This is a genomic window from Ilumatobacter sp., from assembly GCF_039969435.1.
GTDB lineage: Bacteria > Actinomycetota > Acidimicrobiia > Acidimicrobiales > Ilumatobacteraceae > Ilumatobacter_A.
Map to the genome: position 1 here is coordinate 35,117 of NZ_JBDVNU010000030.1, position 20,678 is coordinate 55,794.

The 20,678-nt window shown below is 67.5% G+C and carries 17 protein-coding genes; 7 read left to right on the plus strand and 10 right to left on the minus strand.

Annotated elements, in window-relative coordinates; genetic code table 11:
• Positions 1–79: 79 nt before the first annotated feature.
• Complete coding sequence (locus ABJK40_RS15075) at positions 80–982, minus strand: transposase (RefSeq protein WP_348482881.1); 903 nt, start codon at positions 980–982, stop codon at positions 80–82.
• 216 nt (positions 983–1,198) lie between these two features.
• Here ABJK40_RS15075 and ABJK40_RS15080 point away from each other — a divergent pair, with 216 nt between their 5' ends.
• Entirely contained in the window at positions 1,199–1,744 is a 546-nt protein-coding gene (locus tag ABJK40_RS15080; protein ID WP_348482882.1) for an adenylate/guanylate cyclase domain-containing protein, read from the plus strand.
• A gap of 55 nt (positions 1,745–1,799) precedes the next feature.
• Here the strand turns inward: ABJK40_RS15080 and ABJK40_RS15085 are convergent, their stop codons facing one another.
• Positions 1,800–2,516 (minus strand): DUF305 domain-containing protein, encoded by a 717-nt coding sequence (locus ABJK40_RS15085; protein ID WP_348482883.1) that lies wholly within the window; start codon positions 2,514–2,516, stop codon positions 1,800–1,802.
• A gap of 155 nt (positions 2,517–2,671) precedes the next feature.
• Here ABJK40_RS15085 and ABJK40_RS15090 point away from each other — a divergent pair, with 155 nt between their 5' ends.
• Genes ABJK40_RS15090 through ABJK40_RS15100 form a run of 3 tightly spaced genes read left to right on the plus strand, consistent with a single transcriptional unit; the run spans position 2,672 to position 5,996 of the window.
• Positions 2,672–3,580, plus strand: coding sequence for a hypothetical protein (locus ABJK40_RS15090; protein ID WP_348482884.1), 909 nt, complete (start codon positions 2,672–2,674; stop codon positions 3,578–3,580).
• Positions 3,577–4,350 carry a DUF1775 domain-containing protein gene (locus ABJK40_RS15095; RefSeq protein WP_348482885.1) on the plus strand — a complete coding sequence of 258 codons (774 nt, stop codon included), beginning with the start codon at positions 3,577–3,579 and terminating at the stop codon, positions 4,348–4,350. The genes ABJK40_RS15090 and ABJK40_RS15095 overlap by 4 nt, the downstream gene beginning before the upstream one ends.
• Entirely contained in the window at positions 4,347–5,996 is a 1,650-nt protein-coding gene (locus ABJK40_RS15100) for a copper resistance protein CopC (protein ID WP_348482886.1), read from the plus strand. The genes ABJK40_RS15095 and ABJK40_RS15100 overlap by 4 nt, the downstream gene beginning before the upstream one ends.
• Positions 5,997–6,057: 61 nt before the next feature.
• On the opposite strand, the gene ABJK40_RS15105 is transcribed toward ABJK40_RS15100, so the two are convergent.
• Positions 6,058–7,488: a sigma 54-interacting transcriptional regulator gene (locus ABJK40_RS15105; RefSeq protein WP_348482887.1), complete on the minus strand. Its 1,431-nt coding sequence runs from the start codon at positions 7,486–7,488 to the stop codon at positions 6,058–6,060.
• A 95-nt stretch (positions 7,489–7,583) separates the two neighbouring features.
• Here ABJK40_RS15105 and ABJK40_RS15110 point away from each other — a divergent pair, with 95 nt between their 5' ends.
• Entirely contained in the window at positions 7,584–9,710 is a 2,127-nt protein-coding gene (locus ABJK40_RS15110; protein ID WP_348482888.1) for a hypothetical protein, read from the plus strand.
• Between the two features lie 55 nt (positions 9,711–9,765).
• On the opposite strand, the gene ABJK40_RS15115 is transcribed toward ABJK40_RS15110, so the two are convergent.
• From ABJK40_RS15115 to ABJK40_RS15130, 4 genes are all read right to left on the minus strand, one after another.
• A complete protein-coding gene (locus ABJK40_RS15115; RefSeq protein WP_348482889.1) occupies positions 9,766–10,692 on the minus strand; it encodes a hypothetical protein in 927 nt (308 codons plus the stop codon).
• Positions 10,693–10,813: 121 nt separating this feature from the next.
• Entirely contained in the window at positions 10,814–11,590 is a 777-nt protein-coding gene (locus ABJK40_RS15120) for a succinate dehydrogenase/fumarate reductase iron-sulfur subunit (RefSeq protein WP_348482890.1), read from the minus strand.
• A 142-nt stretch (positions 11,591–11,732) separates the two neighbouring features.
• On the minus strand, positions 11,733–13,655 hold the full coding sequence (locus ABJK40_RS15125; protein ID WP_348482891.1) for a fumarate reductase/succinate dehydrogenase flavoprotein subunit: 1,923 nt from the start codon (positions 13,653–13,655) through the stop codon (positions 11,733–11,735).
• A 1-nt stretch (position 13,656) separates the two neighbouring features.
• On the minus strand, positions 13,657–14,475 hold the full coding sequence (locus tag ABJK40_RS15130) for a succinate dehydrogenase cytochrome b subunit (protein ID WP_348482892.1): 819 nt from the start codon (positions 14,473–14,475) through the stop codon (positions 13,657–13,659).
• 226 nt (positions 14,476–14,701) lie between these two features.
• Between ABJK40_RS15130 and ABJK40_RS15135 the strand changes: the two genes are divergently transcribed.
• The gene (locus ABJK40_RS15135) at positions 14,702–16,804 is read left to right on the plus strand and encodes a sodium-translocating pyrophosphatase (RefSeq protein WP_348482893.1); all 2,103 of its coding nucleotides are present in this window, start codon (positions 14,702–14,704) and stop codon (positions 16,802–16,804) included.
• A gap of 127 nt (positions 16,805–16,931) precedes the next feature.
• Complete coding sequence (locus ABJK40_RS15140; protein WP_348482894.1) at positions 16,932–17,306, plus strand: twin-arginine translocase TatA/TatE family subunit; 375 nt, start codon at positions 16,932–16,934, stop codon at positions 17,304–17,306.
• A 61-nt stretch (positions 17,307–17,367) separates the two neighbouring features.
• On the opposite strand, the gene ABJK40_RS15145 is transcribed toward ABJK40_RS15140, so the two are convergent.
• The 3 genes from ABJK40_RS15145 to ABJK40_RS15155 all read right to left on the minus strand — a co-directional run bounded on the left by ABJK40_RS15145 (position 17,368) and on the right by ABJK40_RS15155 (position 20,592).
• The gene (locus ABJK40_RS15145) at positions 17,368–18,891 is read right to left on the minus strand and encodes a long-chain fatty acid--CoA ligase (RefSeq protein WP_348510334.1); all 1,524 of its coding nucleotides are present in this window, start codon (positions 18,889–18,891) and stop codon (positions 17,368–17,370) included.
• A gap of 84 nt (positions 18,892–18,975) precedes the next feature.
• Positions 18,976–19,797 carry a DUF3097 family protein gene (locus ABJK40_RS15150; protein ID WP_348481012.1) on the minus strand — a complete coding sequence of 274 codons (822 nt, stop codon included), beginning with the start codon at positions 19,795–19,797 and terminating at the stop codon, positions 18,976–18,978.
• A gap of 144 nt (positions 19,798–19,941) precedes the next feature.
• On the minus strand, positions 19,942–20,592 hold the full coding sequence (locus ABJK40_RS15155) for a hypothetical protein (protein ID WP_348481011.1): 651 nt from the start codon (positions 20,590–20,592) through the stop codon (positions 19,942–19,944).
• Positions 20,593–20,678: the final 86 nt, after the last annotated feature.

The following is a 20,678-nucleotide window of genomic DNA, read 5'->3' on the forward strand; positions in this document are numbered from 1 at the left end:
TCCTTCTGGTTCTGAATGAATCGGACCGACTGGTTCTGAATGAATCGGACCGACTCGGCCGACGTACCGCACGGTTTCGTCAAGCGGCTACCAGCTCGGGTTGGAGGACTGTGGTCCACAGGACGGATCTTGCACGATCAAAGGCCTCGGCGAACGCCGGATCGCTTCCGCGAAGCGCTCGTCCCTTCGCCACCAACCTGTGGAACGCACGTCGACTTCCGACGCCGAGCACTTCGCTCGGCGGGCGCGCCGAGTCCGGTCGGAACGAGTCGACGAGAACTGCTGAAAGGGCTCGATCGCGACGGATGGTTCCGCTCGTCGGTGTGAGCAGATCAGCAACGGACACGCCGGACACCAGCGCGGCAGCAGCGATGATCTGCTCGATGAGATACGGCTCGTGACGTCGCCCCGCAGCCGGAGTCCGGTCGCTCGGTCGTGCTCGCTCGGTGAACTCTCGCAGCGACGACGTCCTGCGCCCGAACATGTCCGACAACACGTCGGTCCGCAGCCAATCCGGTGCAGGTCGTTCGCCCAGGTAGACCCCGTAGCTCGAGTACGGGTATGCCGACAATCGCGCCAGCGGGACGATGTCCAGCGGATTGCGGTGCACGTACCGAGCCACGACGAGCCCGCCGTCATCGGCATCCGCATCTTCGAGCCCGATCGGAAAGGCTCCGAAGCGACTGATGAACAGCGGCCCACGGCGACCGATGGCACGGTTGTGCTTGAGCACGTACTGCTGCTCGAAACGCTGCATGAACCGCGACAGGTTCCCCTCCGGACAGTTCACGACCAGATGGAAGTGGTTCGACATCCAGCAGTACGCGTGGATCTCGACGCCGAAGATGCCGGCAGCCACCTCGACCTCGTGCTCGAAGACCACGTGATCGACCTGCGTATCGAAGATGTCCACGTGGTCGACGCCGAGGTTCGTCAGGTGGAACCAACCGTGTTGCGGCCGGACGAAGGGTGGCTGACTCATGCCGACATCTTGACGGAGGGGTGTCGCAGAGTTTCGGGACCGAGTCGGTCCGATTCATTCAGAACCGGCAGGACCGGCTGGTGTCGGCTTGGGGTGGAGTCGGTCCGATTCATTCAGAACCAGAAGGACCGACTCGGAGGCGGATCGCGTCAAGGCGCTTGAAATACTTTGCAATCCTCAAGGCGCCGGGCGACCTGACCGAATAACATCAGCGACATGCGCGTTCCCCGAACCTTCGTGTTCGTCGACCTCTCCGGGTTCACGAACTACACGGCGGCTTTCGGCGACGACGCGGCCGGACGGCTGTTGAGCGCCTTTCGTACGATCACCCGCTCCGTGGCGTCCGAACGCGGTGTCCGCATCGCCAAATGGCTCGGTGACGGCTGCATGTGCGTCGCGGTCCAACAGCGCGATGCGATCGCGTTCGTCCAGGATCTGGAACAGCGAGCGAAGGACGTCTGCAATCCGCTGACCGTCCGCGCCGGCATCGCGACCGGCCACGCCCTCCTCTTCGAAGGCGACGACTACATCGGTTCGGCGGTCAACATGGCCGCCCGACTGTGCGACCATGCCCGACAGGTCGAAGTGCTGATTCCCGCCATGCAACTCGAGCGGCTGCCCGAGGGCGTCACGGCCAAGCCGTTCGGCGAAGTCGAGCTGCGCGGATTCCCCGGCCCGATCAGCGTCGTCGAACTGATCGGCGTCCCGGAGCCCGTGGACGCCGACACCGGCGATCTCTGGACCCGCACACCGTTCATCTGACCCGCGCTCACCCGAGATCGCGAGTGCCGTGGCGACACCGGTGCGGAGATCGCGGTCAGCCCAGCCCGAGTCGTGCGTATGCGCTCTGGTACTCGGCGATCTCGATCCGCTGATTGCGTGACACCGACGCCGCGAAGTCCATGATCTCCTGGCGCGCACCGTTGAGTGCGGCGTGGTCTCCCATGTGGACGCCGCCGAGGTGGTGCTCGCCCATCATCCGGAAGAACAGCCGGTCGGCGGCCTCGCCCGTCGCAGCGTCGAGCTGGTCGAGGCGCTCCTGGCTCTGCATGCCGGGCATCTCCGACACCGGAACCGGTTCGTCCATCCACTCCATGGCCGTCCGGTCGGGCTCACCGACCGAATGGCCCTCCTCGGCCAGCCATTCGTTCATCCACTCGATCTCGCGTTGCTGGTACAGCAGCACCTCGCGTGCATACGGGGCGACGTCGCTGTCGGGGCGTTCGTCCAGGTAGATGTTCGAGATCAGCAGGGCCTGCTCGTGGTGGTCGAGCATGTCGCGCAGGAACCCGACGTCGACGGCGTTCATCGGCTGCTCGACGGGTTCGTCGCCATCCAGGGCCCACACCGCCGCCGCACCGAAAGCTCCGGCCAGCAGAGCGGCGACCACGAATCCGAGGATGACCCGGAACAACCGCTCGGTCAACGCGTCGGAGACGACCTGCTCGTCCGGATCGGGACCGGACGACGCCGTCGCACCCGTCGGGGCGGCGACGACGTCCACGGCGTGTTCGTCGTGCGCGACGACGGTCACGATCCGACCTCTGCGCACGGCTGCGCTCCCGCTCGAGCGGCGCCGACGGCGCGGTCGGCGAGGACCCGACGCGGAGCGGTGACTTCGATCACGAAACCGATCGTACCGCCGGGCTGCCCTCCGGTGGGCTCGCCCGAAACCGTACAATCGACGCCGTGGACACCACGTCGAGTTCAACGATCAGCCGACGGTTGTTCCTGGTGGGATCCGGTGGTGTGCTGCTCGCAGCATGCGGATCGGACAGGGACGCCGAGTCCACGACCGGCGCCGGTGGCGACGACACGTCGGCACTGCCCGACGCCGAGACGAGTGGCGACGACTTCGCGCTGATCCGCTACTTCAACGATCCGAGTGTCGTTGCCGGCGAGGACAGGCGCCTCGCCGTCGGCCTCGCCGACGTCGACGGCACGCTGAGCCCCGACGGTCCCGACGAGATCTCGGCGGTTCTGCTCGACGAGCAGGGTGAGTCGATCGTCTCCCTGACCGGGACGCGTCGCACGGAGGCGGTCGCCCTGCCGTACTACGAGTTCCGGTTCGACGTTCCGACGCCTGCGATCTACACGCTGCGCGTCATGGCCGACGACGGCAGCGCCGACGCGTCCTTCAGCGTCGTCGAGCCCGGTTCGCTTCCCTTCGCAGGGCCCGGCGACACGCTCGAGCCGTTCGACACTCCCACCGTCGACGACCTGCGCGGAGTCGACCCGATCTGCACCCGCGAACCGAGCTGCCCGTTCCACGACGTCACGCTGACCGACGCGCTCGCCACCGGCAGGCCCGTCGTCTACCTCATCGGGACACCGGCGTTCTGCCAGACCGCCACGTGCGGTCCGATCCTCGATCTGTTGATGGACGTCGCCGGCGACTTCGAGGACATCACCTTCGTGCACAGCGAGGTCTACATCGACACGACGGCGACCACGACTGCGCCGGCCGTCGAGGCATCGGGCCTCACGTTCGAACCGGCGATCTTCCTGGTCGGTGCCGACGGAGTGGTCGTCGAGCGTCTCGACGTGGTGGTCGACACCACCGAACTCCGCGATCGAATCGAGAGACTGACGACGTGATCGCCCCCCGGACCACCTCCCGCCGCCTCGGCGTGCTCGCGGCGGCGACCGCGGCCGTGCTGTGCGGATCGACCACCGCATTCGCGCACATCGACCCGAACCCCACCGAGGCTCAGGCGGGCAGCCGACTCTCGGTGGGCTTCACGGTGGAGCACGGCTGCGACGGGTCGCCGACCACGTCACTCGACATGCGGCTGCCCGACGGTGTCACCGACGCCACACCCGAGCCGCCCGAGGGATGGGAGGGCACCGTGGACGCCAACGTGGTGACCTTCACCGGCGGAATCCTTCCGGACGACCAGGAACTCACCTTCGGCGTGGCCATGAGCCTTCCGCCCACTCCGGACTCGACGATCTACTTCCCCTTCGTCCAACGGTGCGAGGTCGGCGAGATCCGCTGGATCGACGTCCCCACCGACGACTCCGCCGGCGAACTCGACGAGCCCGCCCCGGCCATGCAGTTGTTCGGCCCGGTCGCGACCACGGTCGCTCCGCCAGTGACGGCCGCTCCGACCACGGCCGCACCCGTCGCCACGTCCGAGCCCGTCGAGTCGACACCTCCGGGGACCGACGCGCCGGTCACGACCGAGGCAACGACGGACACCACCGCCGAGCCGACCTCGTCGGGCCCCGCGCCCGACTCCGTCACCGTCGACGACGGCTCCGGCGACAGCGGAAGCTCGTCGACCGTCGCGATCGTCGCGGTCATCGCGGCGCTGGTGCTGGCGGGTGCGGCGGCAGTGTTCGTGCGGCGCCAGAAGAGCGGATGATCCGCCGGGCGCTGCTCGTCGTCGCCACGATCGTCGCGATCGTCGCGGGTTCGCCGGGGACGGCATCCGCGCACGCCGAACTCGTGTCGACCACCCCCACCAACCAGTCGGTGGTCGACGAGTCCCCGACGGAGGTGGTCCTCACCTTCAGCGAGGCGATCGATCCGATCGACCCCGCGATCCGCATCGTCGACGCCGACGGTGCCGAGGTCGACGCCTCCGCGGCGACCCAGGACCGCGGCGCCGACACGCTCGCGGTGACGATCGACGAACCGCTCGACGACGGGACCTACGTCGTCGCCTGGCAAGCGGTCTCGGCCGATTCGCACAACATCCGCGGCGCGTTCACCTTCTCGGTCGGCGAAGCGTCGCCGACCCGCCCCGGGCTCGTCGACGACGTGTTCGCCTCGGCCGACGCTCCCCCGGGAGGATCCGGCTTCCTCGGTGTCGGTCGCTTCGCGGGCTACGCGGGCATCGCGGTCGGTCTCGGCGGACTCTTCGCTGCGACGACCATCGCTCCGCGCACGCTCACGAGCCGTCGGACGGGTCGCATCCTGTGGGCCGGTCTGGGTGTCGCCCTCGTCGGAACGGCGATCATGATCTCGGCCCAGGCGAACATGATCGGCTCGTCGCCCCTGGACTGGTCCGCCGTGGCCGACACACGATCCGGACGGTGGTGGGTCCTGCGTCTGTTCGGCTTCGCCGCGCTCGCCCCGTTGATCGCCGGACGCAGAGCCCTCACCACGCTCGCCGGGCGAACCGTGGCCCTCGCATCGGGGATCGGTGTGCTCGCCGTCGTCGCTGCCGGCGGCCATGCGGTCACCGGACGTTGGATCCCGGTCGGGTACGTCGCCACGGTCGCGCACCTGGCGGCGATGACGATCTGGGTGGGCGGACTCGTCGTCCTCGCCCTCGGGCTGAAGCGGTCGGACATCACCACGGCGGCCAACCGCTTCTCCCCGTGGGCGCTCGGGTCCGTCGCCGTGCTCGCTGTGAGCGGGTCGGTCAACGGGTGGCGCCAGATCGGTTCGCCGGGGGGCATCACGGAATCGAGCTACGGACGGTGGCTGATCGTCAAGCTCTCCCTCGTCGCCGTCGTGGTCGTCGTCGCCGCGGTCAGTCGTGCGGTGCTCCACCGTTCGAGCACGTCGAGTGCGGCCGTTCCGCTCGCTCTCAGCGCTGCCCCCGTCGACGAGCCGCGCCAGGCCGGCGGCGAGCGACTCCGGGCGAGCGTGTGGCTGGAGGTCGTGGGGGTCGCGCTGGTCGTCGCCGCCACGTCGGGCCTCGTCGACTCCCCACCGCCGGAACTGGACGCTCCCACCAACCAACTGGTGTCCACGGTGCAGGGTGACCGCATCGCTCAGGTCGAACTGGAACCGGCGATCACCGGCGGGACCGTCATGCACGTCACGATCACCTCCCCACGCGGCGGACTCGATCGCGCGGACGAGATCACGGTCACCGCGGAACTCGTCGCCGACGGCATCGGACCGATCGACATCGACACGATCGACTCCGGGCCCAATCACGTCATCGCGGACGATGCGAACTTTCCCGTCCCCGGCCTCTGGACCGTCGAGGTGACCGCGCGCTACGGCGAGTTCGACCAGATCGTGTTCGACGTCGACATCCCCGTCGAGTCCTGACCGGAAGGGGGTCGGCCCGGAACCGGCGTCGCCGGTCTCGAGACCAGCGCCTCGGCGATGATCAGACGCGACCCCGGTAGGTGGCCGACGATCCGGACGAATCCTTGTTCAGCCGCTTGCTGAGGTGCAGCCCTTCGAGCACGAACTCGACGGCCGCTGCGAGTGCGGCGGGAGACTCGTCGCCCCCGGTGAGCGCCAGGACCGGCTCGCGCAGCGCCTCGACCTCGGCGACGAGGCCGGCGAGTTGGTCACTCGTGATGTCCTCACCGGTGTGCGCCACCGCACCCTCCTCGAACGCATCGACGACGGCGCGTGTCTGCGCCGGGTCGACCGCGTCCTTGAACACCGTGAGCACCGCACCCTTGATCAGCGTCTGCAGGATCAGGCCTTCTCGACCCTCTTCCAGCGACTCGATCTCGATCTTGCCCTGGGACGATGCCGGCAGAGCGTCGAGGTCGTCGACACGGGCCACGACATTGCGCTCCCCCGCTTTGAGGCCACGCCGCAGTGCGTTCGCCGACAGTGCTTCGAAATTCGACACGCTGAGTCGCACCGACACACCCGAGCGCTGGTTGACCTGGTTGCTCGAGCGGGCGAGGTGGCTGAACGTGGCGATCACCTCGCCGAGGTACTCGGGCACCGAGACCGAGATGTCGCCGTCGGGCGTCGAGATGTCGAGTGACCGGGCCTCCTGCTTCATGATCGCGACCTCGGTGGCGACCTCGAGGGGGTAGTGGGTGCGGATCTGGGAACCGAAGCGGTCCTTCAACGGCGTGATCATCCGCCCGCGGTTGGTGTAGTCCTCGGGGTTCGCCGACGCCATCAGGATCACGTCGAGCGGGAGGCGCACCTTGTAGCCGCGGATCTGGATGTCGCGCTCCTCGAGCACGTTGAGCAGACCGACCTGGATCCGTTCGGCGAGGTCGGGCAGTTCGTTCATGGCGAAGATGCCCCGGTTGGTGCGCGGCACGAGCCCGTAGTGGAGGGTCAACTCGTCGGAGAGGTAGCGGCCCTCGGCCACCTTGATCGGGTCGACCTCGCCGATCAGGTCGGCGATCGACGTGTCGGGTGTGGCGAGCTTCTCGCCGTAGCGACGGTCACGGTGGACCCAATCGATCTGTGTGGCATCGCCGTGCTCGGCGACCAGGTCGATGGCGTACCGCGACACCGGGTTGTAGGGGTCGTCGTTGATCTCGCTGCCTTCGATGATCGGCATCCACTCGTCGAGCAGACCGGTGAGCGAACGGATCATGCGGGTCTTGGCCTGGCCGCGTTCGCCGAGGAAGATCACGTCGTGTCCAGCGAGCAGAGCGTTCTCGAGTTGCGGCATCACCGTGTCCTCGTAGCCGGACACACCGGTGAACAGCGGTTCACCGGCGGCGATCCTGGCGATCGCATGCTCGCGGATCTCCTGCTTGACGGGACGCGACACCCATCCGGAGTCGCGAAGTGCCCCCAGCGTCGTGGGGCGAGAAGCGTTGTCGTCTGCCATGGGTCGAACCTACAACCTCCTCTGCGACCCCACCCATCGGAGACGAATGCAGGTTCGTGCCTGGCACCAACCTGCAGATCGTTACGCTCGGCGTGATGGAGTTGGACGGCCGGTGGGTCGCACGGGTTGCGACCGACGACGTCCGCCGGTTCGGGATCGGCCTCGACGCCGACGACAGTGACTGGGATGTGGTCTCCGTCCCGGGGCACTGGCAGCACGAGTCCGCGTTCGCCGACAGCGACGGCCCGCTGATGTACCGCCACCGCTTCCGCTCGGACGCGCCCGATGCAGGCCGACGGCGCTGGATCACCCTCGACGGCGTGATGTACCAGAGCGACGCCTGGCTCGACGGCGCCTATCTGGGTGACGCCGAGGGGTACTTCTTCCCGCACTCGTTCGACATCACACAACTGGTCGGGATCGGAGACGAACACGTCCTCGCGGTCGAAGTGGCCTGCGCACCCGAGACCGGGAAGCGCACGAACATCACCGGCGTGCTCCAGGCGTGGGACGGGCTGCCGCCCGGCTGGAACCCGGGAGGGCTCTGGCGCAAGATCAGGATGTACGACACCGGTCCGATCCGCATCGACCGGCTCCGAGTCCTGTGCCGTGACGCGGACGAGCAGCGGGCGCACGTCCTGCTCTCGGCGAGCTTCGACAGCATCGGACACCACGACGTCACGGTCGTCACCCGTCGCGACGGCGAGGTCGTCGACGAACGCACGTCGATGGTGGCGGCCGGCCTGAACGAGCTCGGATGGTCCGTCGACATCCGCGACCCCGACCTGTGGTGGCCACGCGAACTCGGCGAGCAACCGTTGACCGAGTTCACGGTCGAGGTGCTCGTCGACGGTGAGCCCAGCGATCGTCGGATGCGACGGGTCGGCCTGCGCCAGGTCCAGTGGAACGACTGGGTGTTCTCGATCAACGGCGAGCGCCTCTTCCTGCGCGGCACGAACATGATGCCGATCACCGTCGGGATCGGCGACACCACCGACGAGTTGATCGAGCGAGAACTCGACCACGTTCTGGACCTCGGTCTCAACACGGTTCGCGTCCACGGACACATCGGTCGTCGGTGCCTCTACGACCGCGCCGACGAACTCGGTCTGCTGCTGCTCCAGGACTTCCCTCTCGAACGGACCCAGGCACGAAGTGTGCGAGCTCGGGCGGTTGCGCAGGCCGAGATCGCCGTCGATCAACTCGCTCACCACCCGTGCGTGGTGCTCTGGTCGGCACACAACGAACCGGCCGACGCACCGATCACTCCGGCGACCGACTGGCGCGGCCGGTTGCGAACCGCTGCGGCACAGAACCTGCCGTCGTGGAACAAGTCGGTACTCGACCGCTGGGTCAAGCGGACGTTCGAGCGGGCGGACCCCAGCCGCCCGGCGATCGCCCACTCGGGAGGCGCGACGCACTTCCCGCTGCTCGACGCGACCGACAGTCACCTGTGGTTCGGTTGGCGGTCGGGCGAGGCACGAGATCTCGCCGGGCGGGCGAGGATCCTCCCGCGCTCGGTCCGATTCGTCAGCGAGTTCGGTGCCGACTCGGTCCCCACGGTGGCTCCGTTCGTCGACGAGCAACTGCGCGAGCGGCAGTGGCCGGACCTCGACTGGGAGGATCTGGCACGACGCTTCGGCTACCAGCGAGAGCCGATGGAGACCCTGTTCCCACCCGCCGACCAACCCTCGTTCGAGGCCTGGCGAAAAGTCACCCAGCTCTACCAGTCGCATGTGTTGAAGGTGCAGATCGAGACGCTGCGCCGGCTCAAGTACCGACCGACCGGAGGATTCTGCTTCTCGACGTTGGCCGACCCGTCACCGAACATCTCGTCGAGTGTGCTGGACCACACCCGCACGCCCAAGGACGCCTACTCCACCGTGCGCGACGCGTGCCGACCGGTCATCGTGGTCGCCGACCCGCTTCCCGACTGGGTCAACGCCGGCGATTCGCTTCGTCTCGACGTGCACCTCGTGAACGACACCCGGCTCGCGATCGGCGACGCCCGGGTCGAAGTCACCGCGACGTGGGCCGGTTCCAGTCGACGATGGACCTTCGGTGGGCCGACCGAGGCCGATGACGTCGTGAAGGCGGGCACCCTCGAGATGACGGTGCCCGACACGCTCGGCGAACTCGCGATCGAACTCGTGGCAACCGCCGGCGACCGCGTGATCGCCGGCAACCGCTACACCACCGCGGTGGTCGTCCCGACCGAGTGATCCTGCCCCATCGGGTGCCGAACACCCGATGAAACTCCCCCGGAGACGCTGTCGGTCAGAGCAACGAGCCGATCACGTCGACGAGGACGTGGGTCGACGTGTCTCCTGCTCGAACCTTGATCCTGCCTGCGCTCACGGCCGTGATCACGCCGTTCGCAACGGTCTGGCCGGGCGCCGTGTAGTTCACCGACGACGTGCCCGGGAAGGCGATGCCGTCTCGGTACACCGACAGGAATCCGCGACCCCCGACGCCGACGGCAGTCACGTTGACCACCGCTGCCCGGGCGGTGGCGATGATCCGACCCGAGAGGTCGACGACCCTCTCCTCGCCGGCGTCGAACCGCACGCCGGTACGGGTGTCGAGCACTCTGGCCTCGGTGCCGGAGTACGGGATGAACGCCTGCGCCGGCGGGATGTAGCCGATCGTCATGCCGAGCACCGAAGCACCCGCCGAGCAGAACGCCCGAACGGCGTAACTCGCACCATGCGTGAGTTCGCCGTCGACGGCGAGGGTCTGGGTCTTGACGCCCCCGCCTGCCGTGAGGGTGGTCAGGGTGGTGAGGTCCGTGTACCCACCGGTCAGCTGGCGCCGGGTGATCGCCACGATCGGTTGACCCAGGAAGCCCACGTTGATCTGCTTGACGACCGATCCGATCGGGATCGGCAAGGGTGCGTGGATCTCGCCCGGTGCTGGCTGCGGCTGCATCCCGGTCGTCTGCTGATAGAGGCGGTATGCGGCCGGGCTGACGCCGGCGACGTCGAATGCGAAGGCGTCGAGGGTGACGTAGGTGAGGCCGTCGATCGTGGGCGCCAGGAGCGCCGCACCGTCGGCTGCGGGAAGAGCGTGGGCGTGGCCGGGCTGGCCGAGCGAGATCAGACCCGCGCCCCCGATCAGGGCACCGGCCCCGAGCAGCGTTCGACGAGAGATGTCGGATCGGGAGTTCGGGTCCACGACGGGCTCGATGTCGGTGTGGTGGGTCATGGCGTGTCTCCTCGTTCCGAAGTGGTGAGGAGACAGTAGACGCCGGCCGCAACTCTGCCGACCGATATTCGAACCCATGTCGTGACACTGCGTCACGACGGCGGAGCAGATCGCGATGCGCTCAGTCGCGTGCGAGGGATTTGCGGTTCTTGACCTTCGACTTGCGGTAGTCGGTGTTCATCAGGGCGATGGAGTCGATCGAGATCTCCTTCGGGCACGCCGACGAGCACTCGCCGTGGTTCGTGCACGAACCGAAGTACTCCTCCATCGTCTCGACCATCGCCTCGGTGCGCTTGAAGCGTTCCGACTGGCCCTGGGGCAAGACGTTGAGGTGCATCAACTTCGCCGAGGTGAACAGCGACGCTGCACCGTTCGGGCACGCAGCGACGCACGCACCGCAACCGATGCACGCCGCGTTGTCCATCGCCGAATCGGAGACGGGCTTGGGGATCGGGATCAGGTTCGCGTCGGGCGCTCCGCCGGTCGGCGCGGTGATGAAGCCGCCCGCTTCGACGATGCGGTCGAACGGTGACCGGTCGACCATCAGGTCCTTGATGATCGGGAACGCCGTGGCACGCCAGGGCTCGATCACGATCTCGTCGCCCGAGGAGAACGTGCGCATGTGGAGTTGGCACGTGGCCGTGCCCTTCTGCGGGCCGTGCGCCTGGCCGTCGATCATCAGCGAGCACGTGCCGCAGATGCCCTCGCGACAGTCGTGGTCGAAGACGATCGCCTCCTTGTTCTCCTCGATGAGTCGTTCGTTCAAGATGTCGAGCATCTCGAGGAACGAGGCCTCGTCGCTGATCTCGGGGATCTGATGGGTCTCGAATCGACCCTGTGCGTCGGGCCCGTCCTGGCGCCAGACCTTGAGGCTGATGTTGGTGAGTGTGTGGCTCATCTGCTTCTCTGCTTCTCGTTGCGTTCGTGGAGGTGTTGCTGAGTCTGTGCGGTGAACGGTGTCAGACGTCGTTCACCGAGTCCGGTCGCCGCGAGCAGACCGGACACCGCGGGTGAACCACGTCTGACACCGTTCACCGCGATCACTTGTAGCTGCGGGTGGCGAAGTGGACGACTTCGTACTCCAGCGGCTCGCGGTTCTCGATCGGGTTGCGTGGATCGCCGCTCCACTCCCATGCGGTGACATGCGCGAACTCGTCGTCGTTGCGGACCGCTTCGCCGTCGTCGGTCTGGTACTCCTCGCGGAAGTGGCCGCCGCAGGACTCCTCGCGCGTCAGCGCGTCCTGGCACATCAGCATCCCGAGTTCGAAGAAGTCGTCGACTCGCGCCGCCTTCTCCAGCGTCTGGTTCAGACTCGTGCCGTTGCCGGTGACGCGCAGGTCGGTCTTGAACTCCTGATGCAGCGCAGGGATCTCGGCGAGGGCCTTCTCCAGCCCGACCCGGTTGCGGGCCATCCCGCAGTAATCCCAGATGATCTGGCCGAGCCGGCGATGGAAGTGATCGGGGGTCTTCGTACCGCCGATGTCGAGATAGCCCTGGTAGCGGTCGCGAGCCTCCTGTTCGGCGGCGCCGAAGGCTTCGTGCGTCTCGTCGGGGATCGGCTTGTTGAGCAGGTCGGAGAGGTACGGGGCGATCGTGTACGGGAGCACGAAGTAGCCGTCGGACAGCCCCTGCATCAGCGCCGATGCTCCGAGGCGGTTCGCTCCGTGGTCGGAGAAATTGGCTTCGCCCGCCGCGAACAGGCCCGGGATCGTCGTCTGGAGTTCGTAGTCGACCCAGAGCCCACCCATCGTGTAGTGGCTGGCGGGGTAGATCCGCATCGGACGGTCGTACGGCGACTCGCCGGTGATCCGCTCGTACATCTCGAACAAGTTGCCGTAGCGCTCCTGGATGACGTCCTTGCCGAGCCGTTCGATCGAGTCGGCGAAGTCGAGGTACACGCCGTTCTTGAGCGGTCCGACACCCTGGCCGGCGTCGACGGCCCGCTTGGCCGCACGCGACGACACGTCGCGTGGCGCCAGGTTGCCGAAGCTCGGGTAGATCCGCTCCAGGTAGTAGTCACGGTCGTCCTCGGGGACGTCGGCGGCCGGACGGGTCTCGTCGGGATCCTTGGGCACCCAGATCCGGCCGTCGTTGCGCAGCGACTCCGACATCAGTGTGAGCTTCGACTGGAACTCGTCGGCCTGGGGGATGCACGTGGGGTGGATCTGCGTGTAGCTCGGATTGGCGAATGCGGCCCCGCGCCGGTGTGCACGCCACGCTGCGGTGACGTTGCACGCCATCGCGTTCGTGGACAGGTAGAAGGCGTTGCCGTATCCACCGGTGGCCAGCACCACGGCGTGGGCTGCGTGGGAGCGCACCTCGCCGGTCATCAGGTCGCGGGTGACGATGCCGGCACAGCGACCGTCGATGTTCACCACGTCGACCATCTCGATGCGGTTCCACAGCTTGACGTTGCCGAGCCCGATCTGACGCGACAGCTGCTGATAGGCACCGAGCAGGAGTTGCTGGCCCGTCTGGCCTCGTGCGTAGAAGGTCCGGCTGACCTGTGCACCACCGAACGATCGGTTGTCGAGCAGACCTCCGTACTCGCGGGCGAACGGCACGCCCTGGGCGACCATCTGGTCGATGATCTTGACCGACACCTCGGCGAGACGATGCACGTTGGCCTCGCGGCTGCGGAAGTCGCCACCCTTGACGGTGTCGTAGAACAGGCGGTGGACCGAGTCACCGTCGCCCTGGTAGTTCTTGGCGGCGTTGATGCCGCCTTGCGCAGCGATCGAGTGGGCGCGCCGTGGCGAGTCGTGGAACGTGAACGACTCGACCTGGTAGCCCAGCTCACCGAACGTGGCGGCCGCCGACGCACCGGCCAGGCCGGTGCCGACGACGATGATCTTGAACTTGCGCTTGTTGGACGGGTTGACCAGCTTCTGGCTCGCGATGTAGTTGTTCCACTTGTCGGCCATCGGGCCTTCGGGGATCTTGGAGTCGAGGTTGAGGGTCATGTCACACTTCGCTTTCTTCGCCGACGGGATGCGTGACGGCTGCGGGGTCGTACTCGACGACTCCGGCCATCACGGCGATGGGGAACGAGACGTTGCCGGCCACGATCAGTGCCGCCGTGCCGACGGCGACGTTGCGACGCCATGCGTTGAACTTCGGGTTGTTCCAGCCGAGCGACTGGAAGAGCGACCACACGCCGTGGAAGAGGTGGATGCCGAGCGCCACGTTGCCGACGATGTAGAGCAGTGCGACGGGGAGTCGGCTGAGCGACTGGTCGATGTTGTAGTAGGCAGCGCCGACGACGTGGTCCGGGTGCACGAACCCCCATGTGAGGTCGGCCAGGTGCCAGACGATGAAGATCGACACGATCGACCCCGTCCACCGCATCGAACGGCTCGCGAAGTTCGCGACCTGGTAGTCACGCGCCGACTGGTACTTCACCGCTCGTGCGTGGCGGTTCATCCTGGTCAGACCGACGGCGGCGTGGATGTGCAGGGCCACCGCGGCGATCAACACCAGCCGGAGCCCCCACAGCACGTAGGTGCGCGGCAGCAGCGGCACGGCGAGCTCGCGGAGGAATTCGCCGTAGATGTCGATGTCGTAGGCGGTCTCACCGTTGCTCTCGGTGATCACGCCGAGGTACATCTTGAGGTTGCCGATCATGTGCGTGATCACGAACCCGATGCCGATCAAGCCGGTGATCGCCATCACGTACTTCTTGCCGACCGCGGTCCCGTAGAGATCGAGGACGAACGGTTTCTTCTTCGCGGGCGCCTTGATGGCGGTGCCCGTGACGGGCCCCCGGCTGAACGTCTGTGCCATAGGGTTCCGAACCTACTCCGCAGCCGTCGGCTCCCGCAGAATCGATCCTCGAGATCGGCGGTGTGGGCTCGGTCACGTCGGTGAACGCAGCATCCCACCGGTTGCTCCGATTTCTCCTTAGCATCGTCGAGCGGTCAACATGGACCGCCCGCCGGGGTCACCCGGCACATCGACCACTTCGGCGCGATCCGCGCGTCGTCTGATCACGCCCAGGAGGCACCACCCCGTGGACGTCATTCCCTATCTCGCAGCACTGTCGGCCCTGGCGGCCCTCGGGCTCGCGTTCTTCTTCTACAAGGCCGTCGAGAAGGAGTCGCCCGGCGACGAGCGCATGGTCTTCCTGATGACCGAGATCCAGAAGGGCGCCAAGGCGTTCCTCCAGGCCGAGTACAAGTGGGTGGCGGTGTTCGGCGTCATCATGGCCGTGCTGCTCGCCGTCGTCATCGCGCCGCTCGCCGCCGTCACCTATCTCCTCGGCGCGATCCTGTCGTCGGCAGCGGGTTATGCAGGCATGACCGTCGCCACGATGGCCAACGCCCGCACGACCGAAGCCGCCAAGCAGGGACCGGGCAAGGCGCTGCCCGTCGCATTCCGTGGCGGCGCCGTCATGGGCTTCTGCGTCGCCGGCCTCGCACTGCTCGGCCTCACGATCACGTACGTCGTGTTCGTCATGCTGCTCAAGGTCGACGAAGCATTCGAGATCGTCACCGCCTACGGCCTCGGCGCCTCGACCATCGCGCTGTTCTCCCGGGTCGGCGGCGGCATCTACACCAAGGCCGCCGACGTCGGCGCCGACCTCGTCGGCAAGGTCGAAGCCGGCATCCCCGAGGACGACCCCCGCAACCCGGCCACGATCGCCGACAACGTGGGCGACAACGTCGGCGACGTCGCCGGCATGGGCGCCGACCTGTTCGAGTCCTACGCCGGATCGATCATCGCTCCGATCTCGCTCATCGCCTTCGCGGGCGCCGTCACGGCAGAGGGCGGCGGCGGGTTCCCCGGCGCCGGAGACACCGGAGTCATCGAGTTCCTCGTGTTCCCGATGTTCGTGGCGTTCATCGGCATGATCGCGTCGATCATCGGCTCGTTCCTCGTGAAGGGTGGCGACTCCACCGACAGTCATGCACTGAGCAAGGCGCTGCACCTCGGCACGAACGTCGCCATGGGCATCACCGCCGTCGGCGTCCTCGGCGGTGCGTACTGGATATTCGGAGACGCCTCCGACAAGCCGTGGGGCCTCGCCGTGGCGGTCATCGGCGGCCTGCTCATCGGTTGGGCACTCGGCAAGACCGCCGAGTACTACACCTCCGACGCCTACAAGCCCGTCAAGGACATCGGTCAGCAGACCGAGACCGGCCCGGCCACCACCGTCCTCAAGGGCATCAGCATCGGCATGCAGTCCGTCGCCGCTTCGGTGGCGCTCATCCTGCTCGGCGTCGGCATCGCCTACTGGGGCGGACAGCAGGCCTTCGACGACGAGATCGGCGGCCTCTACGGCATCGCCGTCGCCGCGATCGGCATGCTCGCCACCACCGGCATCGTCGTCTCGGTCGACGCCTACGGTCCGATCGCCGACAACGCCGGCGGGATCGCCGAGATGGCCGGCCTCGACCCGTCCGTCCGGCAAGTCACCGACGCGCTCGACTCGCTGGGCAACACCACGGCGGCCATCGCCAAGGGTTTCGCCGTCGGCTCCGCTGCGCTCACCGCTCTCGCACTGTTCAAGAGCTTCGAGTTCGCGATCATCGATGCCGACCCGACCAAGGCCCTGAACCTGGACATCGGCGAGGTCGACGTCTTCATCGGCCTCTTCATCGGCGCCGCGCTGCCGTTCCTGTTCGCCGCCCTCACGATCGACGCTGTCGGTCGTGCTGCGGCGAAGATGATCGAGGAAGTCCGTCGACAGTTCCGCGAGATCCCCGGGCTGCGGGAAGGCCTTCCGGGCGTCATCCCCGACTCCGCACGCTGTGTCGCCATCTCGACCGAGGCCTCGCTGAAGGAGATGGTCATCCCCGGCGCACTCGCCGTCGTGGTGCCGCTCGTGGTCGGATTCATCAGCGTCGATGCTCTCGGTGGCCTGCTGGCCGGCGCACTGGTCACCGGCTTCGCCCTCGCGATCTTCATGGCGAATGCGGGCGGCGCATGGGACAACGCCAAGAAGTACATCGAGGCGGGCGCACACGGCGGGAAGGGCTCCGACGCCCACAAGGCGGCTGTCGTGGGTGACACGGTCGGCGACCCGTTCAAGGACACGTCGGGCCCGTCGATGAACATCCTCATCAAGGTGATGACGATCGTCAGCCTGGTGTTCGCCAGCGCCTTCGTCTGACCGACCACGTGACGTGATCGAGGGGCGGGCCCGTTGGGCCCGCCCTTCGTCGTTTCGTCGCCATGCGTCACGTTGACGACGACGGTCTCGGGGCGCACGATCGGAGGTGCGACGATCTTCCCCTCCGATGTGCGACACACCGCCGGAGAACCTCGCCGTGTCGAACGGTCAGCACGAGTCGACCGACGGAACACCTGACGGCGGCGGCTCTCGCGATGAGGAGGATGCAGTGTTCGGAAGTGGAGAGATGGTCGTCGTGCTCGCCATGGTCGTGCTGCTGTTCGGCAGCTCCCGGATTCCCAAGCTGGCGCGGAATCTCGGGATCGCCCAGAGGGAACTCAAGGACGCACTCCGAGGCGACGAACCCGATGCGGAGTCGGCCGACACCGAGTCGGCAGCAGCCGCGGTGACGGCCGATGCCGAGATCGTCCGGGCGACGACGGAAGCACCGCCCGCTCCCGACCGAGCACGGACCGAGACCGACACCACGATCGACGCCTGAGCATCCTCGACTGCCCGGCCGGCCCGTCCACGCCGAGGGTGCCTGGCCTCGTCGACGTGTCTCAGCCGAAGGTGTCGCGTAACTCCCGCTTGAGGACCTTGCCGCTGGCGTTGCGCGGGATCTCGGGGATGGTGTGCAGACGGGTCGGCAACTTGAACCGTGCGAGCCGGTCGTTCGCGAACTCGCGCAGCTCCTCGAGCGTCAACTCCTCGCCCTCCTTGAGCACGGCCACCGCGGTGACCGCTTCGCCCCATCGCTCGTCGGCGACGCCGATCACGGCGACCTCGACGATCGCCGGATGGTCGTACAGCGCGCTCTCCACCTCGGCTGGGTAGACGTTCTCGCCTCCGGAGATGACCATGTCCTTCACCCGGTCGGCGATGAACAGGAAGCCGTCGGCGTCGATGTAGCCGACGTCGCCGGTGTGGAACCAGCCCTGGGTGTCGATCGCCTCAGCGGTCGCCTCGGGGCGGTTCCAGTAGCCCTTCATCACGTTCGGGCCCGACACGCACACCTCACCCTTCACGTCGGGCTCGGTGATCGTGGCGCCGTCGTCGTCGACGAGCTTGACCTCGCACAGCAGCGGCGTCGTTCCCGCCGAGCCGATCTTCTCCATCGAGAACTCCGACGTGAGGAACGTGACCATCGGTGAGGTCTCGGTCAACCCGTATCCCTGGTTGATCGGGATCCCCCGACCGGCGTAGGCCTTCAACAACGGCTCGGGAACGGGGGCGCCCCCGCAGATCAACATGCGTACCGAGGTGAGGTCGGCGTCGGCGAAACCGGGCATCTGGCTGATGAACAGGAACATCGCCGGCACGCCGAAGATCGTGGTGACCCCGTACCTCGGGACGTCCTCCAGTGCGAGGTTCGGGTCGAAGTTGCGATGCAGCACGACCTCACCGCCGCGCAACATCGTCTGCAGCGTGGTGACGTTGAGACCACCGATGTGGAACAGCGGGGCGAACACCAGCGTCACGTCGGACTCGAGCATGTCGAGCGTGCACGACGCATTGGCGTTGTTCCACCAGAAGTTGTCGTGCGTGAGCATCGCCCCCTTCGGCAGGCCCGTCGTGCCCGAGGTGTACATGATGACGGCCGTGGCATCGGCGTCGACCGCTTCGGTGTCGGTGACCGGCTCGGCGGCGTCGCGCAGCGCCAGTTGGTCGTCCCAACCGTCGGGAGCGGCTTCGACGCCGAGCCAGCGGCGAACGCTCAGGTCGTTGCGGACCGAGTCGAGCACCGCGGTGTGTGCGCTGTCGGCGACGAGGGTGTGGCAGCCGGCGTCCTCGATGATGAACGCCAACTCGGGTCCGGTGAGGCGGAAGTTGAGCGGCACGAAGATCGCGCCGAGGCGGGCGGTGGCGAACATCGTCTCGAGGAACGCCGGATGGTTCACGCCGAGGTAGCCGACCCGGTCACCCGTGCGCACCCCACCGTCACGCAACACCGTCGCCGTGCGATCGACCCGGTCCTGGAACTCGCCGTAGGTGATCGTCGTTCCCTCGAAGGTGATCGCCCGCCGCTTCGGCGACCGCTTCGCGCGTTGGAACATCCAGTTGCCGAGCGAGACGTCAGGTGTCATGAGCGGAGACTGTAGGCGCCGTGGGCGCAGGGCGATCGGATCTGCGGTTCTGCGGCCGCCGTCGGCCGTCACCACTGGCCGGGGTCAGCCCGCTTCGGCGACGAAGTCGATGAGTTGCTCCACCGCACCGACCAGCTCGGGGGTCAGGTCGGCGAAGGTCGTGACCCGGTTGCGCAACGTCGGCCAGAAACCCTCGAGCTGGACGCCGAGCGCCCGGCACATCCCTTCCTTCCACGTGACCTCGGGGTCGTACGGGACCTCCGGCCAGGCGTCGAGGCCCACGACCTTGGGGCGGATTCCGGCCCACACGTCGACGAACGGATGACCGGTGATCAGCACGTCGTCGTCACGCACGGTCTGCGCGATGCGGGTCTCCTTCGACCCGGGCACGAGGTGGTCGAGCAACACGCCGAGGCGCCGTTGCGGTGAGGGTCCGAAGTCGGCCACCGCGGCAGCGAGGTCGTCGGCGCCGTGGAGCGGTTCGACCACGATGCCGAGTTCGCGCAGGTCGTCGCCCCACACGTGCTCCACCAGTTCGGCGTCGTGCTTGCCTTCGACCCAGATCCGACTGGCCCTGGCGACCTTCGCCCGACCGTCGCCGGCGACGGAGCCCGACGCCGTGATGCGCTGGGTGGCGGCGGCGACCTGCTGGGGACGCACGAGCGTGACCGGTCTGCCGGCGATCAGGAACCCACCCTTCTTCCACCCGAAGTGGCGAACGTAGTCGTCGCGATTCTGCAGGGTGACGCCCTCGGCGCTCCACCTCACCACGAGGCCGGTGAAGTGGCTGCCACGGTCCTCGACGAGCATGCCCATCTCGACGCACACGTCGGGATAGGTGGGCCCGTTGCGACGGCGTGCCTCGTCCTCGGCGAAGTCGTCGAGGATGTCGCGGGGAGAACTCATCGACGTCGATGATGCCACGGGAACCGATCGCGCCCGCGGCACGGGCCGGGCGATGCCGACCCGGCGTTTCCCGACGATCTGCGGGCGTCCACCGGGGTGCGCGGCGTCCGAGGTCGGGGGTCGCCCGCGCCCTGGGCGTCGCGGTCAGCGGGTCCGCCAGCCGGTCGGGGTCAGGACGAGGTCGAGGATCGTCGCATCGGGGAAGGCGAACGGCGCACGAACGCCGGTGTGGGCCGAGGCGGTCGGCACGGGCCTCGGCCCCATCGGCTCGCCGGGCAGGTCGGTCCAGCGATGCCACCGGGCGCCGGGCACTTCGACGAGTTCGATCTTCGGTTCCCCGAGCACCTCGATCGCTCCGTGCACCACACCCACCTGCTCGTAGCCGTCGACGTGATCGCCGATGATGGGGGTCGGCGCGCCGGTTGCGTACCACTCCAGGTCGAACGCGATCGGTGTCGGGACCCCGTAGGCGCGTCCGAGCGCTTCGGTCGGATCGTCGAGTGCCGATGCGTAGGTCTCGTTCCCGACCGTCCACTGCGTCATCGGATCGTCACGGAAGTGTTCGGCCCACATCGCCTCTCCCTTCACGATGAACGGGTCGGCACGGACGGGCACCTCGAAGTCGGTGATGTGCAAGAGGGGACGACCCTGGCGCGCCAACGCCGCCCAGTACCACGCGGTCGCACCCACGATCCGGTGCCCCGACACGGCACCGAGTGACCCGTCGGGCGACCATGCCGAGAACACCCACTCCTCGATCGACCCCGGATGACGACCGTCGCTCCAGGTGCCCACCACCCCGAGACTAGACCCGGCCACGCAACCGGCATCCCGGGTGTGAGCCGCCATGGGTGTGCCTGACCGGACATCGACGCCAGAAT